The 16,001-nt window shown below is 52.8% G+C and carries 14 protein-coding genes; 9 read left to right on the plus strand and 5 right to left on the minus strand.

All coding sequences use genetic code 11. The features are described 5' to 3' along the window. Positions 1-422: 422 nt before the first annotated feature. Complete coding sequence (locus LKH74_RS08995) at positions 423-1,544, minus strand: LCP family protein (protein ID WP_287708412.1); 1,122 nt, start codon at positions 1,542-1,544, stop codon at positions 423-425. Positions 1,545-1,912: 368 nt separating this feature from the next. Here LKH74_RS08995 and LKH74_RS09000 point away from each other — a divergent pair, with 368 nt between their 5' ends. The 6 genes from LKH74_RS09000 (at position 1,913) to LKH74_RS09025 (ending at position 8,463) form a co-directional block, all read left to right on the plus strand. After that, entirely contained in the window at positions 1,913-2,860 is a 948-nt protein-coding gene (locus LKH74_RS09000) for an AEC family transporter (RefSeq protein ID WP_287708411.1), read from the plus strand. A 40-nt stretch (positions 2,861-2,900) separates the two neighbouring features. Then, positions 2,901-3,935: a DMT family transporter gene (locus LKH74_RS09005; protein ID WP_287708410.1), complete on the plus strand. Its 1,035-nt coding sequence runs from the start codon at positions 2,901-2,903 to the stop codon at positions 3,933-3,935. A gap of 159 nt (positions 3,936-4,094) precedes the next feature. Then, positions 4,095-4,766 carry a 2,3-bisphosphoglycerate-dependent phosphoglycerate mutase gene (locus tag LKH74_RS09010; RefSeq protein ID WP_287708409.1) on the plus strand — a complete coding sequence of 224 codons (672 nt, stop codon included), beginning with the start codon at positions 4,095-4,097 and terminating at the stop codon, positions 4,764-4,766. 167 nt (positions 4,767-4,933) lie between these two features. Next, positions 4,934-6,166 carry a serine hydrolase domain-containing protein gene (locus LKH74_RS09015; protein ID WP_287708408.1) on the plus strand — a complete coding sequence of 411 codons (1,233 nt, stop codon included), beginning with the start codon at positions 4,934-4,936 and terminating at the stop codon, positions 6,164-6,166. 725 nt (positions 6,167-6,891) lie between these two features. Beyond that, on the plus strand, positions 6,892-8,145 hold the full coding sequence (locus LKH74_RS09020; protein ID WP_287708407.1) for a serine hydrolase domain-containing protein: 1,254 nt from the start codon (positions 6,892-6,894) through the stop codon (positions 8,143-8,145). 12 nt (positions 8,146-8,157) lie between these two features. Beyond that, on the plus strand, positions 8,158-8,463 hold the full coding sequence (locus LKH74_RS09025; RefSeq protein WP_287708406.1) for a hypothetical protein: 306 nt from the start codon (positions 8,158-8,160) through the stop codon (positions 8,461-8,463). 61 nt (positions 8,464-8,524) lie between these two features. Here the strand turns inward: LKH74_RS09025 and LKH74_RS09030 are convergent, their stop codons facing one another. From LKH74_RS09030 to LKH74_RS09045, 4 genes are all read right to left on the minus strand, one after another. After that, positions 8,525-9,859 carry a C1 family peptidase gene (locus LKH74_RS09030; RefSeq protein ID WP_287708405.1) on the minus strand — a complete coding sequence of 445 codons (1,335 nt, stop codon included), beginning with the start codon at positions 9,857-9,859 and terminating at the stop codon, positions 8,525-8,527. A 303-nt stretch (positions 9,860-10,162) separates the two neighbouring features. After that, positions 10,163-10,969, minus strand: a complete 807-nt coding sequence (locus LKH74_RS09035; protein WP_287708404.1) for an aldo/keto reductase — start codon at positions 10,967-10,969, stop codon at positions 10,163-10,165. A 237-nt stretch (positions 10,970-11,206) separates the two neighbouring features. Then, positions 11,207-11,893 (minus strand): ribose-5-phosphate isomerase RpiA, encoded by a 687-nt coding sequence (rpiA, locus tag LKH74_RS09040; RefSeq protein WP_135368214.1) that lies wholly within the window; start codon positions 11,891-11,893, stop codon positions 11,207-11,209. Between the two features lie 5 nt (positions 11,894-11,898). Then, the gene (locus tag LKH74_RS09045; RefSeq protein WP_287708403.1) at positions 11,899-12,240 is read right to left on the minus strand and encodes an N-acetyltransferase; all 342 of its coding nucleotides are present in this window, start codon (positions 12,238-12,240) and stop codon (positions 11,899-11,901) included. A 418-nt stretch (positions 12,241-12,658) separates the two neighbouring features. Between LKH74_RS09045 and LKH74_RS09050 the strand changes: the two genes are divergently transcribed. The 3 genes from LKH74_RS09050 (at position 12,659) to LKH74_RS09060 (ending at position 15,883) form a co-directional block, all read left to right on the plus strand. After that, positions 12,659-13,198 (plus strand): dUTP diphosphatase, encoded by a 540-nt coding sequence (locus LKH74_RS09050; RefSeq protein WP_135368212.1) that lies wholly within the window; start codon positions 12,659-12,661, stop codon positions 13,196-13,198. Between the two features lie 92 nt (positions 13,199-13,290). Next, positions 13,291-14,673, plus strand: coding sequence for a DNA repair protein RadA (gene radA / locus LKH74_RS09055; RefSeq protein ID WP_135368211.1), 1,383 nt, complete (start codon positions 13,291-13,293; stop codon positions 14,671-14,673). A gap of 31 nt (positions 14,674-14,704) precedes the next feature. Next, positions 14,705-15,883: a PIN/TRAM domain-containing protein gene (locus LKH74_RS09060; protein ID WP_287708401.1), complete on the plus strand. Its 1,179-nt coding sequence runs from the start codon at positions 14,705-14,707 to the stop codon at positions 15,881-15,883. Positions 15,884-16,001 lie beyond the last annotated feature (118 nt).

A 16,001-nucleotide genomic window follows, 5' to 3' on the forward strand; every position in this document is an offset into this window, starting at 1 on the left:
GACAAAATGAGCGCATCCCGGAAAGTGTGAGTTGGTTAACAATTGATAAGTCAGGGGTCGCGGTTAACTTTAAGCCCGAGTAGCTTCGCCAACTTTACTGTATCTGCCAGAAAAAAGCAAGTAAAGTTTTCAACTGGCAGGGGAGAGTGGGCAAACAGTTGCCTGTTGGCGCACGTTTCGGCCATGAGGCCACTTTGAGACGTGAATTTCGGCTCAAAGCGAGGCGTCGAGACCGCTCTTGGACTCGACCCGTCCCCAGCGTTCCAACCCATATTTGGCGAACGATAGGCGGCCAGCTTCTACTGTGAAACGGTCAACAACTAACCCTAACGCCAGGAGTCGCATGACAACAATAGTGCCAACTGATGTCGAAAAAAAGCGCCACCCACGATTTCGTGAGTGACGCCGAGTTCAATGTTTGTTTAATACCCGTAGCCGCTGTTACCAGTGGTGGTGTCGGTTGTGTAACCGGTATCCGTGGTGCTGGTGTCGGCATCCGTGGTGAATTTCTTGGTGTTGGCCAAGTCCAGCGTCTTGCGAATGTGATTAGAGACGCGTTTTAGTTCGGTCGTGGTTGGCACCTGGTAGGAGAGGCCGTCGATCATGGCGTCTTGTCCCTGGAGCGTTTCGGACTTGATGTGGTGAGAAGCGTCGCCGTACTTGGCGCGAATCTGCATCAGGTCATCGAAGGTCAGATCGGTCTTCAGGTTACCGTTCAACGACTTCAGAATCGTTTGGTAACGGGTGATGGACGACAGGCCGGCTGCCTTGACGACCAACTTCTGTAAGACTTCTCGTTGGCGTTTTTGCCGACCGTAGTCACCCAGCGGATCTTCGTGACGCATCCGGGAATAGTCGAGGGCTTGCTTGCCGTTTAAGTGGGTCTTTTTGCCCTTGACGACGTTGGCCGCACCGTATTGGAACGTCAGCGTAGGCTTCACGTCGACGCCGCCAACCGCGTTGACCATCTTTTCGAGGCCTCCCATGTTCACGATGGCGTAGAAGTCAATCGGCACGTCTAGCAAATTCTCCACCGTCTTGACCGCGGTCTTGGGTCCGCCAATCGTGTAGGCGGCGTTGATCTTTTGAATCGAGGCGTTGACCCCGGAACCGACCGTGACCCGTGTATCCCGAGGAATACTGGTCAGGTAGGCCGTTTCGCGCGTGGGATTGATGGTCGCAACCATCATGGTATCGGTCCGACCGACATCGGAGCGGCCGAGCGCCCCGGTATCCGTGCCCATCAACAGAATCGAGAAGGGCTTGTTGGACTTCAAGACGGCCGCCACATTACGACTCTTAGCGGCATTAGAGGCCTCGTAGGTTTGACTAAAGGTCTTCTTGGCTGAGTTCCACGCTTGATACCCATAAGCCAAGCCACCGCCCAATAAAACCAGTAGCGCGATGATGATGGTCCACATGACCGGCCGGTGGGGGTGGACCTTAGGCGTCTTGAAGTGGGAGTTACGGTCAGCGCGGCGATCGTAGACCTGTTCGAAATCCTCAGGTGTATGTTGCCGTTTTGGTTCATTATCATTTGGCATAATTATTTCCTCATCCTCATTAAAATCTTGACCACTTTTCGCATTGGGGCCGCACCACGACTTGCTCGCGGGGCCCCAGTGATACAGATTGGTTAATTCCCCTGGAATCTCTATCTGTAGACTCAATTAATTCATTAGACCATAAAAATGGCCATTCGTAAATGTTTCCCCCGGACAATTTGGCGCAATTGTCGGGCTGTCTAGACCGAATAAACGCGGTTTTCACAAGTTGTCAAGGTAAGTAAAAGTGGCTAACACCGCTGTTTGTAACCGGTTGCGGAGATGGGGGCTGGTAGGAACGTGCTATAATAAGAAGCGTTGCTTAAGAAAAACTAATTTTTGGTAATGTTTCGTGGGGAGGTCGGCAGATGGCTGTCTTTATTCGAAGTGTTTCGGGTGTCTTAATCATTTTAGTCATGATTGGTCTCGGCTACGTGTTATCGCGGCGGGGCTGGTTTGACGACCAGGCACCTAAGTTAATTGCGCGCCTCGTGACGCAGATTGCGCTGCCGGCCTATATGATCAGTACCATCACCGCGAAGTTCTCAGCGGAGACGTTGAAACGGACGTTGCCGGATCTCCGGTTCCCGGTGATCTCGATGCTGATCATGTTTGGTCTATCAATTGTGGCCTTTCATGCGTTTCGCATCAAGCCGGGGCACCGCGGGCTGTTTGAGTCGATGTTTCTGAACTCGAACACCGTCTTCGTGGGCTTGCCGGTCAACGAGGCGCTGTTTGGCCCGAAGAGTTTGCCGTTCGTGCTGGTCTACTACATGGCCAACACGACCTTTTTCTGGACGCTGGGCGTGTACTTGATTCAGCGCGACGGCCAGGGAAATGCCAAGTTTGACCTGAAGCAAACGCTCCAAAAAATCTTCTCCCCGCCACTGTTGGGCTTCATCGTGGGGGTCATCTTGGTCTTACTCGACATTCAATTGCCGGGGTGGATCATGCAAGACTTCCAATATATTGGTGGTTTGACGATTCCGCTGTCGATGATTTTTATCGGGACGGCCATTGCCGGGGCGGGATTGCAAAATATCCACGTGGACCGCGACAGCCTCGGCATCTTGCTGGGACGCTTTATCGTGGCGCCCGTGTTGATGGGGCTATTAGTGTTGCCCACCAGTATGCCAATATTAATGAAACAAGTCTTTATTTTACAAGCAGCGATGCCCGTTATGACCAACGCACCCGTCGTGGCCAAATTGTACCGCGCCGATGCGGATTACGCGGCCATCATGGTAACCGAAACGACCCTCCTAAGTTTAGTGGTGATTCCGATCCTGATGGTCATCGTCCAGCACGTTGCCTGATTGATTTGAAAGTACCCTTAAGGAGGAACAATTTTTCGTTTTGAGAAAAACACTGTTGTACATCGCATTTTCGACATTAATGTTTAGTTCTATGGAAATCGCTTTGAAGTCCGCGGGCAACGCCTTTAATCCCATTCAGTTGAATCTGATTCGCTTCTTCATTGGGGGATTGATTCTCTTGCCAATTGCCTTGCGGGCCTTACATAAGCAAAGTCACCGGTTGACCGGGCGCGATTGGGCGCTGTTTGCGTTGACCGGGCTGGTCTGTGTCATCGTCAGCATGACTTTGTATCAGTTGGCCATCAGCGTGGACGAGGCCTCCACGGTGGCCGTGCTGTTCAGCTGCAACCCCGTCTTTGCGCTGATCTTCTCGTATCTGATCTTGCACGAACGGCTGGGTCGCGCTAACTTGATCGCCGTAATAGTGTCGATCGTTGGGTTAGTGGTTATCGTTAATCCCGCACATTTGACCAATCCCGTCGGCTTAGCGCTGGCGATTGGGTCCGCGTTAACGTTTGGTCTGTACAGTATCGTCTCGCGGTGGGGATCCGTGCGGCACCATTTCAACGGCATCATCATGACTTGCTTTACCTTCTTGGCGGGGTCAGCCGAGTTGTTGGTCATCATGTTGCTGACGCACGTGCCAGCCGTAGCCGGTGGGTTGCGCCAGGTCAGCTGGACGCGTCAATTTGCGGCCATGCCGATTTTGCAAAACGTTAGCCTCCAGTACTTCTGGATCCTGTTCTTCATTGGGGTCTGCGTGACTGGTGGGGGGTTCGCCTTTTACTTCCTGGCCATGGAACGTTCCGACGTGTCGACGGCCTCATTGGTCTTCTTCATTAAGCCCGGACTGGCGCCCATCATGGCGGCCCTGTTGATTCACGAAAAGATCTTGACCAACACCATCGTCGGGATCGTCATCATCTTAATTGGGTCGGTCATCACCTTTATGGGGAACCGGGTCAAGGCGCGCGAATCTGCATTGGCAGAAGAAGACGCCAGCGAGTTCCAAGAAGCAGACGATGCGGTGGCTGCGCACAAGTTAGCCGCGCATTCGGAATCTTCTGTGGATTAAACTTAAGTGATTTAAAAAGTACGCCACCAACGTCGGTCGCGTACTTTTTTATTACTACCAGAAAAATAAGTGAAAACTGACACAAATCACCGGGTTCCGGCCAAAACCTATGGTATGATGGTCAGTGAGAATTGATAAGAGAGAAAGGGAGCATGATCAATGGCAACGCTGGTCATTTTACGGCACGGCGAGAGTGTCGCGAACCGAGATAACATTTTTACCGGGTGGAGTGATGTGCCCCTGACGGCAAAGGGACGGCAACAAGCGGCGGCCGCTGGGCAGTTGGTCGCGGCCACGGGCCTGCAATTCGGAGCTCTGCACACGTCGATGCTCCAGCGAGCCATCGTGACGTCCAACATTGTCTTAGCGGCCATCGACCAACTGTACATTCCGGAATACAAGTCCTGGCGGCTCAACGAACGCCACTACGGCGCACTGCGGGGGCAGAACAAGGCAGCGGTCAAGGCACGCGTGGGGGAAAAGCAGATCAAGATTTGGCGGCGGAGCTTTAAGACCGTGCCGCCACTGTTGGACCACGTCAGCCAGGACCGGCGCTATGACCAGTTCGGGCCGCACGTCGAACCGCGGGGGGAAAGCTTGGAAATGGCCTACCACCGGCTGTTACCCTACTGGACCGACCAGATTGCCCCGCGGTTACTGGACGGGCACAATCAGCTGGTCGTCGCCCATGGCAGCACGTTGCGGGCGTTGATCAAGTACCTGGACCATGTGGCGGATGCGGATATTAGTCAGGTGGAAGTTGCCAACGGTGAACCAATTCGTTACGATTTTGATGACCGGCTAAACGTCTTGCGCAAGCAAATCCTGTGAGTTTTTAAAGTAAATAATAAGTTCCCCTAGCCGACGAAGACTTTTATTGTCTTTGGTCGGCTTTTTCGTATAATCAGAAATGAAAGACTGACGATTGCGGGGGCAAGCTAGCCAGTCGAATGAGTAGTGTAAGGGGTTAACCAGTTAGCTAATTGGGGGAGAGAAAAGTGAATACACGAAATTTGCGCCATTGGGCGGTATTGTTCGTCATCATTCTGGGGATTGGTGGCGTCATCTGGGGGATGCATGAAATCGACCAGCAGGACCAAAAAGAGGTGGCGACCAGCAATCATCAACACGCCAAGCAAACGCACGCCACGATTGCCAAGGACGCCGCTGCCAGTAAGCAGCAGCGCGACCCGGCCAAGACGGCCTTTGATCGGACCAATCGGGGCCAAGCCACACCGAAATTTAGCAAACGCTTCACGCGAGAGCTGAAGGCCAAGAAGTTTGTCGGTACGGCGCTAGTCGTGAAAAATGACCAGGTCGTCTACCAACGTGCTTTTGGTCAGGCCAACGCCAAGAAGCACCGCAAGAACAAGGTCACGTCGCAATTCTTGATCAACTCTGTACAAAAGTCGATGACGGGGATGTTGCTGATGAAGGCGGTCCAGGCCGGGCAATTACAGCTCACGGACCGACTGAACCAGTACTATCCGGGCATTGCTCACAGCAGTGAGGTCACGATTCGCCAAATGCTGAACATGACGGCCGGCATTACCGGCGAGCTAAAGCCAGGGCGGACCCTGACGGAAAATGAGGCTTACCAGTACGTCAGTCAAAATGCCCGGATCGACACCAGCAAGATTGGTAAATTCGACTACCAGCAGATCTGCTTTACGTTGCTGGCGGGCATTTTACATCAAGTCACGCACAAGTCGTATTATGATTTATTTTATCAACAATTGGTCACGCCACTGAACCTGAATCACACCGGCTTTGCCCAGTTGCGGTCGACTACCAAGGGCATGACAACCGGGTATGCCGGGATGATGCCGGGCGACTACAGTGAACCACACAAGCCATCGGCGGCCAGCATGGCGATTCAAATCGCCACCGGGAACGCGACGATGAGCGCGGGGGATGTCTTCCGCGCCGAACGTGCCATCGTTCAGGGATCGTTGCTGTCGACGCCAGCGGGGGCCCAGGTGCTCCACGAGGCGGGGAACACCACGCTGCACTACACCGGTGGGATGTATCACCTCGACCAGCTGGGCTACTACGGTCACGGCATGGGTGACGATTACGAGAGCACCTTCGTCATCAGCAAGAACGGCCGGACCGGCGTCGTGCTCCTGTCCAACAACTTCGTGAAAAAGACAATGTATCCGGCCTGGTCCACGGAAGGCCTGGGCATCCAAACGTTCAAGCAGATCGACCGAGCGAAGGCGTTGCGGTAGGCGTCAGCAACTGAAGGTTGCACCTAATTGCCGTAATGGTAGTTAAGATTGGTGAAACCAGACGCCTGCGTCAGGCTAGGGTGGGGCCTGCTATGGGGAACGCCTCCAGCCTACACCGCCGACCCAGATGGGGCCATCCCTGGCTGCCTCCGGCAAGGTGGCGATTATCAGTAACACTGTGGTAATCAAAAACTAGTCGTCAATGTAGCTACCACCTGGGGTTAAAGCGACTATTATTGAGATGCGCTACCGTAGCCGGGAGTTCGTCAAATATGGGTTCAGCTGTGGGAGTTGCCTTAGCGGCGCGGTTCATGCCGCTTAGGCAACTGGCGTCTTTGAGACGTGTTTCTCGGCTCAAAGCGAGGTGTCGAGACCGCCCTTTGGCTCGACCCGTCCGCCCTAGCGTTTCCAACCCATATTTGGCGAACGGTAGGCGGCCAGTTCGCATTATGTGACTGTAAACGACGACTTTTGACGTCATGAGTACAATGCAATTAACCTTTATCAATTAGCCACCAATGGCTCGTTACGGCGAGTGGATTGGTGGTTTTTGTCTGGTTGGATACTGGCGATGGCGAGCGCCAATTCTTGGGCAAACGGTAGACGAATCGTGGCCGGTTTTCACCAGGCCGCGGCAACGAAGACCATTGACTGACGGTTGGTATTTTGCCGGGAGTCTCGTATAATCTAAAGGGTAAGTTTGACAAGACAGGGGCTTTGACAAAATGAAAGAAACACGAAGACAACAACACGCCGCGCAATCCCATCCTCACTGGGGGCGCTGGCTGCTACTGGTGATCTTGCTGGGATTGGCCGGCTACGGGGCCGTGCAGTGGTACCACGTGGAGCAGCGGCGCCAGTTAACGGTAACACCGACGACCGTGAAGCAGACGCACCGGCTGATCCAACGCAATGCGCAGGTGAGTCGACAACAGCGGCATCACCAGACAACGGCACTGGACCGGACCGCTGGCAGCGCCAACCCGACGTTTACGGCCAATTTGACCCAGCAGCTGACGGCCAAGAAATTTTCCGGGACCGCCTTGGTGGTGAAAGACGACCAAGTGATTTATCAGAAATCCTTTGGGTGGGCCAACAAAGCAAAGAAGCGACGCAATACGCCGAAAACACAGTACCTCATCAACTCGCTGCAAAAGTCGATGACGGGCCTGCTGGTCATGCGGGCCATCGAGCAGGGCAAGCTCAAGATGACGGACACGCTGCACCAATTTTATCCGCAGGTCAAGCACGGCGACCGGGTCACGATTCGCCAGATGCTCAACATGGAAGGTGGCTTGCTGGGGGACATGAAGCCGGACAAGGACCTGGGTGAACACCAAGTCTACCGGTACGCGGTCAAACACGTCAGCGTCGACACGTCGCAGCTGAATCACTTTAACTATCAACCGATTTGCTACGTCATGTTGGCGGCCATTTTAAATCAGGTGACGAACCAATCGTACTACCACCAGTTTTACCAACAAATCGTGACGCCGTTAAACCTCAATGCCACCAGCTTCGTGCAGTTGCGCGCGCAAAATGCCGCCTTGTCGGTCGGCTATAATGGCCAAACACCGGGGAGCTACACGGATCCGGAAACGCCAGCGGCCAAGGATGTTAGCTCGCGGCTGGGGACGGGCAACGCTACCATGAGTCCTAGCAACGTGTTCAAGACGGTCCAGGCCATCGTCCAGGGCAAGCGGTTTAGCCACGCTTCGAGTGCCGAAAAGCTGTTAGAACCCGGCGTCGCCACGCCGAAGTATACCGGGGGAATGTACCATTTTGCGGACCAAGGCTACTACGGTCACGGGGTCGGCAACTTCTATGAGGATACCTTCTTGGTCAGCACCGATGGCCGGACCGGCGTCATCTTCATGTCGAACAATTTTTACAAGAAGACCATGTGGCCAACCTGGTCGACCGAAGACATTGCCAAGGCGACGTTTAAACAGGTGGTCACCGCGTCGACGATTTCGTAGGGAGGTGAGTCCATGTTGGATATTCGCATTGATCACAGCCTGACGGGGCTGTATCAGATCAGCCTGGCCCTGATGGTGATCCTAGCGGTGATTGTCGTGCCGCTGGTCCAAAAACATTGGCACCGCCGCTTCCCGATACTAGAGAGCATGTGGTGGCAATTGGCGCCAATCCTGGCGTTTTCAGCCGTACAAATCGCCTACGTCACCTTCAATCTGTTCTTGGGTGGACTGTTCTTGTTGATCGACTTGATGCTGATCTTGGATGGGTATCAGCGGCAGCAGGCGCGGTTGCACCGGCATCACCATAAAAATGAGTAAGCAAAAAGGTACCGGAACCTCTCAAGGATTCCGATACCTTTTCATTTACACAAAATTTTCGTTAAGCCAAAGCACCCATTGGATCCCAAGGGGCTAAGACCGTTGGTTCTTCTGTTTCTTGGATGTGCTTCAGGTCGTCAGGCAGGAATTGCTTGTTGACGACGACTTGGTAGCAATATTCGTCCATCCAGGCGTCGCTCATGACGAAGTAGCCCTTGGTACCGACCTTTTCACCCCATGAGTTTTCAACCTTCCACTTGGTTGGTTGACCGTCGACCAAATCCACACCAGTCAAGACCATGGCGTGAGTCATCAAGCTTTCCCCGTAGTCCAGGCGTTCAGCCTTGGTCGTGGAGAAGTCGATGTTGAAGAGGGCATCCTTGTCGTAGTACTTGGTGTCCATAATGCCCTTTTGGCGTTCGGAAGATTGACCGACATCACAGCCGAACCAAACGGATTGACCGGCCTGCAACTGCTTGATGGCCAATTGTTTGAAGTCTTTCATCGAAACGTTCAAGTGCTTGACTTGACGGCCATTGACCACGTTACCCAGCATTTCAACCGTGTAGGTGTGGTTGTATGGCTTGTCAGCGGTTGGGGCGTTGATGATGGAGACGTAATCGTTTAAGTCCCAATCCACATACTTGTCGAAGAATGACTTTGGCGTCAAGCCCTTGTCGATGTGGTAGTTCTTGTCATCGTCGCGGTATTCGAAGTCAAATTTGTCGACTGGTTGGCCCAAGGAGAAGCTCAGTAAGCGGTAAACTTCACCCAGCATCTTGTCCTTGGCAGCGGCGATATCAGCGTCACTGGCCTTGTCAGCGACCAACTTCCGCAGAGTTATAGCGTCCTTGCGCAGCTTTAAGTTCAGCGTGCTGTTCAGTTCGCTAGACTTGGAGCTGTTGTAGGTTTCGGGCATGACCGACTTGGGCACGATCCCGTATTTTTGAATGATGGCACACAGCATGTCCCATTGCCCACCGTCTTGTTGCGGGGTCGCCATTAAGAAGGCCACCTTGCGGCTAGACGTTGGTTGGTCAGCAGTGGCCAACACATTTTCGTAGAAGTAGTTGGCTTTTTCAAATTTGTCCCAGAAGTTCGTGTAGTTCTGCGATAATTCGAAATCGCTCAAATGAAACAGGTCGGCTAAGTGATGACGCATCGTGTTCAATGCGGCAAACATCCAGCAACGGCCACTTTGCTTTTGGTTGGCAACTTTCCCAGTGTCCAAATCAATGGAGAACACGGGAGTCATGTCGGTTTCAGAAGCGTAATCGGCAGAGGTTGCTAAGATACCTTGGTGGCTGACAGCACGTTCCAAAACCTTTGCGGTGGGGTCAGCAGCTAAAGCTTGTTGATAACGGGCGGTTTGATCCGCCGTGATTTCTTTACTCAATGACGTCACTCTCCTATCTTATTCTCTCATTGTACTCCAATCTTCTCATTTTTTGTATAGGGAAACGAAAAGTTGGCGCAAGTTTCGGCCATGAGGCCACTTTGAGACCGTCTTTGGGCGCGCCCCGTTCCAACCTATATTTGGCGAACGGTAGGCGGCCGGTTCGCATTGTGAGGCTGAAAACGATTATTTTTGATGCCATGAGGCGCACGATAACAATGGTTCCAGCTGATTTTTGTCTTTCAACTTTCAATTAAGAAAAAGAGATTGTCGGCCAATTGGTTAACAATCTCTCTCATTAGATTAGTCGTAGTTCAAGTGTTTGTCTTGATCCAAGGCGTTGATTGCCGCAATTTCTTCGGCGGTCAGGTTGAAGCCGGAAATTTCAAAGTTTTCCCGTACCCGCGCTGGCTTGGAAGACTTGGGGAAGACCACGAAGCCGGTGTCGACTTGCCACCGTAAGACGATTTGGGCCGGGGACTTGCCATACTTGTCGGCCAGTTTGGTGATGACCGGGTCTTCGAGGATCAGATGGCCGTGGCCAATTGGGGAGTAGCCTTCATTGACGATGCCGTTGTCCGTGTCGAATTTGCCCAGTTCAGCTTGCACCTTGTACGGGTGGCGTTCGATCTGGTTGACCATGGGCTTAACGGTCGCCATGGCAAAGACCTGTTTCAGTTGGTCTTGGGAGAAGTTGGAGACCCCAATAGCGCGAACTTTCTTTTGCTTATACAGGGTTTCTAGGGCGCGCCAGGTGTCTAACGTCAGGTCAAAGTTCTCTTCGTTGGGCCAGTGAATCAGGTAGAGGTCCAGGTAGTCCAATTGCAGGTCGTTCAACGTCTGATCGAAAGCGGCCAGCGTCTTGTCGTAGCCTTGATCGGCGTTCCAGACCTTGGACGTGATAAACAAGTCGGACCGGTCGACGCCGGAAGCCTTGATGGCCGCGCCCACGGCAGGTTCATTGCCGTAAATGTGGGCACAATCTAAATGCCGATAACCCGCGTCCAACGCCGTCTTGATGGCGGCCGGAACGTCCTTACTGTCGATTAAGTAGGTGCCGAATCCTAACATGGGGATGGTGACGCCGTTACTTAACTGTGTCGTTTCCATGAAATTACCTCGCTCATTTAAGATTTTTAAAATCACTTATATTCATATGATACACTACTGTGCGAATGGTTTCATGGTTGACGCTTAGTTACGGGGTAAGCCGGGTGACAGGGGAGGTGCTGACTGTCGCAGACAGTGGCTTGTTCAGGTTTATTGACCGCGTAGTGGGAGCTGAACACAAAAAAGCGAGCTTGGGACAAAACCTCCCACTCTCGCCAGAAATCAGTTTAATTTAATTTAATCGCGAGCGTTCAAGACTTCCGGACCGTCTTGGCGGCCGACGATGACCGTGTTGACCGTGTCTAAGAACAGACCGTGTTCCACGACGCCAACGATACCATTTAAGGTGTTGGCGAGTTCGTGGGGGTGGTCGATGCGACCCAGATGCAGGTCGATGATGTAGTTCTTGGAGTCAGTCAGCACATGGCTACCGTCTTCTTTCATGCGGAAGCTAGGGTTGAAGCCCATCTTGTCCAGCTTTTCCAGGACGTGGCTGGAGCCAAAGGGAATGACTTCCAAAGGCAACGGGAACTTGCCCAGGTGGTGGACCATTTTACTTTCGTCGACGATCCACATGTTCTTGGTGGAGTTGATGGCGACGATCTTTTCCCAGAGGTGAGCAGCCCCGCCACCCTTGATGCCTTGGAAGTTGTCGTCGATTTCATCGGCACCGTCAATGGTCAAATCAAGGTGGTCGACTTCATCCAATTGCTTGATGGTGATGCCCAGTGATTCGGCTTGCTTGGCAGAACGGTCGGACGTGGCGACCCCGACAATGTTCAAGCCTTCGTTTTTCACGCGTTCGCCCAAAGCGTCGATCATGTAGCGAACGGTCGACCCAGTTCCAATTCCTAAAATCATGCCGTCTTGAACGTACTTAACGGCTTCTTGACCCACTAAAGCTTTCAATGCGTTTTGATCCATGTGAACTACTCCTCTTCTGTGTGTAGGTGTAAGGCGACTGGTTTGACCGCCGCGTCACCGGTGACGGGTAACTGATGATCCGCCAAGAGTGCTTGGTCGGCGGGATGCTGGCTGAAGTATCGCTTGGCGTACGGATCGAGCAATTTAACCGTGACCTGCGCGGCAGTTGCCAGTTCGGTAAAACGTTTTATCAGCTGGTCAGCTAACGTGGTGGCAGACTGTGAGGGCCGGACGAAGATTTGTTCCAACACCCAGCTAGTGTCGCTCAACCGCAAATAATGCAGGCGCGCCAACAGCTGTTCATCTTGCACCACTTGTAATTGGCCAGGCTGTTCCGTAATCGTCATGGGTGAACTCCTTTCATGACCAGTCTCGCCTTTAATTCTGGTCTATCGGCGGGGGATTGTCAACTCCTTTTGCCCAGAAAAAATGTGGCTGGCGAACATACTTTTGCTGGTAATCTGCGGGCAGGTTGCTTATGCTTAGAGAGGTTAATGTAAACGGCGGCTGTGGCGACCTAGGCCAATCGGGTATTTGCCTGCTTGTCGAGTAGGGACCTGGCGGCAAATCGTTTTGGCCACCGGCGCAGCTTAACGACCGGCTCACCAGTAAATTTAGGGATTGCGTCTGGGCAGATTCATGGTAAAATGAAACACTCACGGTTGTCGCCTAGACCAGTCGGTAGGTGGCCAACCATTTGAATGCGTCACTAGCCGTTCGCTTTAACAAATAACAGTGTAAAATATTATCGAGGGAGTGCTTGTCATGCAACGCGGATTTGAAATTGTCAGTAAATATGCCAACCAGGGGATCAAGCTGCCGTACCGAACCACGAAACAGGCCGCTGGCTACGACTTTGAGTGTGCGGCGGATTTCACGTTGCCTTCCATTTGGCACCATGACTTGTTGCACGCTTTCAAGCGGTTGCGGCACCAAGATGAGCTGACCACCGAAGAGCTGTTGGCGGGGCAAAGTGACCTCAAGCCTTGGTTGGTTCCCACGGGGATCAAGGCCTACATGCAGCCGGGCGAGGTGTTGATTCTGGCCAACCGTTCCAGCAATCCGTTGAAGCACAGCTTGATTTTACCCAATGGTATTGGCGTGATCGACGCGGATTACTACAACAACGAAAAGAATGAGGGTGAAATTTTCGTTCAATTAATTAACGTGGGGCTAAAAGATCAGGTCATTAAAAAAGGTCAGCGCATCGCCCAAGGGCTGTTCATGCCTTATCTGCTGGCGGATGACGAGCAGGCACCACAACAGCAACGGACCGGCGGCTTTGGCTCCTCGGACCGTAACTAAAACTTTAGAAATAGACCTGACAGACTAGTGGGGGATTGCCCGCTAGATATGCTAAAATAAAGGTATTCAGACTAAGAAAAAGGGGGATCTTCGTGGCTAAACCAAGAACAACTTATGTTTGTCAAAATTGTGATTACAGTTCACCGCGCTATCTGGGACGTTGCCCAAATTGTGGCGAGTGGAACACCATGGTGGAAGAAGTTGTGACACCAACTGCTGCTAAGGCCAAGCCGCAATCGACGCGGACCGCAATTGGTAGCGAACAGTCCCGCCCCCAATTGATGAAAGACATTAAACATTCAACGGAGACACGGACCAAGACCCAGATGGAAGAGTTGAACCGGGTCTTGGGTGGCGGTATCGTGGCCGGTTCCTTGATTTTAATCGGTGGGGATCCCGGCATTGGAAAATCCACGTTGCTGTTACAGGTATCTGGTCAGTTGAGCGAAACGGGGGGCAAGGTCCTCTACGTTTCCGGGGAAGAAAGTGCGTCACAGATTAAGATGCGCGCGGACCGGTTGGTCGTTAACAGCGACAATTTGTACCTGTATCCGGAAACGGACATGGCCAGTATCCGGGCCAACATCGAGCAGATGCAGCCGGACTACGTGGTCATTGACTCTGTGCAGACCATGCAGGCCCCGGGAATTGAGTCGGCCATTGGGTCGGTCTCGCAGATTCGCGCCGTGACCGGTGAATTGATGCAGATTGCCAAGACCAACGGCATCACCATCTTCGTGGTCGGTCACGTGACCAAGGGTGGCGCGATTGCCGGACCCAAGATCTTGGAACACATGGTGGATACCGTGCTGTACTTTGAAGGCGATTTGCACCACACCTACCGAATTTTACGGGCGGTCAAGAACCGCTTCGGCTCGACCAATGAGCTGGGCATCTTTGAAATGCGCGAGGGCGGCCTCTATGAAGTCGCCAATCCGTCGGAAATTTTCTTGGAAGAACGGCTCAAGGACGCGACCGGTTCGGCCATCGTCGTGTCGATGGAAGGCACGCGGCCCATCTTGGTCGAAGTCCAGGCGTTGATCACGCCGTCGGTCTTCGGTAACGCGCAACGTACCTCCAGTGGCCTGGACCGCAACCGGGTCTCGCTACTGATGGCGGTGTTGGAGAAACGGGCCAATCTGATGCTCCAAAACCAGGATGCTTTCTTGAAGGCGGCCGGGGGTGTCAAGCTAGATGAACCCGCCATTGACCTGGCCATTGCGCTGGCGATTGCCTCCAGTTACCGGGATACTGCGACCGCGCCGACTGATTGCTTCGTTGGAGAAGTTGGCTTGACCGGGGAAATTCGGCGGGTCAATCGGGTCGAATCCCGGGTCGCCGAGGCCAAGAAACTCGGTTTTAAACGGATCTTTGTTCCTAAGAATAATCTGCAGGGATGGACCGCACCAGACGGCATCGAAGTCGTTGGCGTGTCTACGTTACGGCAGACGTTAAAATTAGCCCTCGGCGTGTAGCGTCAGGGACCTTGAAGGGAGGTGAACAAATATGCGTAAAAAAACGGTTGTTTTAATTATCTTCGCCATCTTAGGTGGAGTCATGGGAGCGGCGTACTTCTCCCGACTCTGGCTATTGATGGGAATGACCAACCGCTTGATTAACAACGTCTTCGTGAATATTTTGCTTGGAGCCATTATTTTCCTCATTCTCGGATTACTCTTCGCGGGCGTGATTTTGCGGTTGATCAATCGGATTGAGACTTACCTGAACAAGCAAAACCCCATGACCATTATCTTTGGGAGTTTACTCACCATCGTGGGGCTGGCGTTAGCATTATTGATTTCACAATTTCTGTTTCACGTGCCGTCCTTCTTCATTGGCACGGTGATTCCGTGGATCTTGATGCTTCTGTTTGGCTACTTTGGCTTCCGTATTGGGGCCCGCTTGAGCAAGATTCGGTTAGAAGAGTGGCGCAAGCTGTTCCAACCGCGGGGCAAAAAGGCCGAAGAAGAGGCTGACAAGAAGGTCTTGGACAAGGAGACCGAACCGAATTTCCACCATTATAAGATTTTGGATACCAACATCTTAATCGACGGACGGATTTACGATTTGGCCAAGACGGGCTTTCTGGAAGGCACGCTGCTGGTACCCAACTTTGTCCTGTACGAGTTGCAGTACATTGCGGATTCCAGCGACTCCATCAAACGGGTCCGAGGACGGCGCGGGCTGGACATCTTGAACAAGTTACAAAATGAACACATCATGCCCATCGAGATGTACGAAGGCGACTTCGAAGACATCCCTGAGGTCGATAGTAAATTGATTGCCTTGGCCAAGCAAAACGGCGGGGTCATCGTGACCAATGACTACAACTTGAACAAGGTCATCCAGTTCCAAAACGTCCAGGTCTTAAACATCAACTCCTTAGCCAACGCCCTGAAGCCACGGGTCATTCCGGGAGAAAATCTCCACGTAATGGTCGTGAAAAACGGGACGGAACGGCAACAAGGGGTGGCCTACCTCGACGACGGCACCATGGTCGTGGTCGAAGACGGTCGTTACTTCATCAACAAGCAATTGGATGTGGTCGTCACCAGCGCCATTCAAACGGATGCTGGCCGCATGATCTTCGCCAAGCCGCTGCATTCGACGAAGAACATCGAAGACCAAAAGAAAGCGAACAAGGGCAACGCCACGACGGGGAAGAATTCGAAGTCGTCGCGTTAACGCCTAAGAGAGTGGGCCAAGAGGCGATTAGCTAGCTGCCTGTTGGCACACGTTTCAGCTATTTAAAGTTAACACGCAAGAGTCTGGACCAAGTGTCGTCCAGGCTCTTTTTATTAAC

The sequence above is a fragment of the Levilactobacillus sp. genome (assembly GCF_022646225.1).
Classification (GTDB): Bacteria; Bacillota; Bacilli; order Lactobacillales; family Lactobacillaceae; genus Levilactobacillus; species Levilactobacillus suantsaiihabitans.

Excerpts from the sequence above, each read along its gene's own strand:
- LKH74_RS08995 (WP_287708412.1), bottom strand. The coding sequence starts at position 1,544 with ATGCCAAATGATAATGAACCAAAACGGCAACATACACCTGAGGATTTC.
- LKH74_RS09000 (WP_287708411.1), top strand. The coding sequence starts at position 1,913 with ATGGCTGTCTTTATTCGAAGTGTTTCGGGTGTCTTAATCATTTTAGTC.
- LKH74_RS09010 (WP_287708409.1), top strand. The coding sequence starts at position 4,095 with ATGGCAACGCTGGTCATTTTACGGCACGGCGAGAGTGTCGCGAACCGA.
- LKH74_RS09020 (WP_287708407.1), top strand. The coding sequence starts at position 6,892 with ATGAAAGAAACACGAAGACAACAACACGCCGCGCAATCCCATCCTCAC.
- LKH74_RS09025 (WP_287708406.1), top strand. The coding sequence starts at position 8,158 with ATGTTGGATATTCGCATTGATCACAGCCTGACGGGGCTGTATCAGATC.
- LKH74_RS09035 (WP_287708404.1), bottom strand. The coding sequence starts at position 10,969 with ATGGAAACGACACAGTTAAGTAACGGCGTCACCATCCCCATGTTAGGA.
- rpiA (WP_135368214.1), bottom strand. The coding sequence starts at position 11,893 with ATGGATCAAAACGCATTGAAAGCTTTAGTGGGTCAAGAAGCCGTTAAG.
- LKH74_RS09045 (WP_287708403.1), bottom strand. The coding sequence starts at position 12,240 with ATGACGATTACGGAACAGCCTGGCCAATTACAAGTGGTGCAAGATGAA.
- LKH74_RS09050 (WP_135368212.1), top strand. The coding sequence starts at position 12,659 with ATGCAACGCGGATTTGAAATTGTCAGTAAATATGCCAACCAGGGGATC.
- LKH74_RS09060 (WP_287708401.1), top strand. The coding sequence starts at position 14,705 with ATGCGTAAAAAAACGGTTGTTTTAATTATCTTCGCCATCTTAGGTGGA.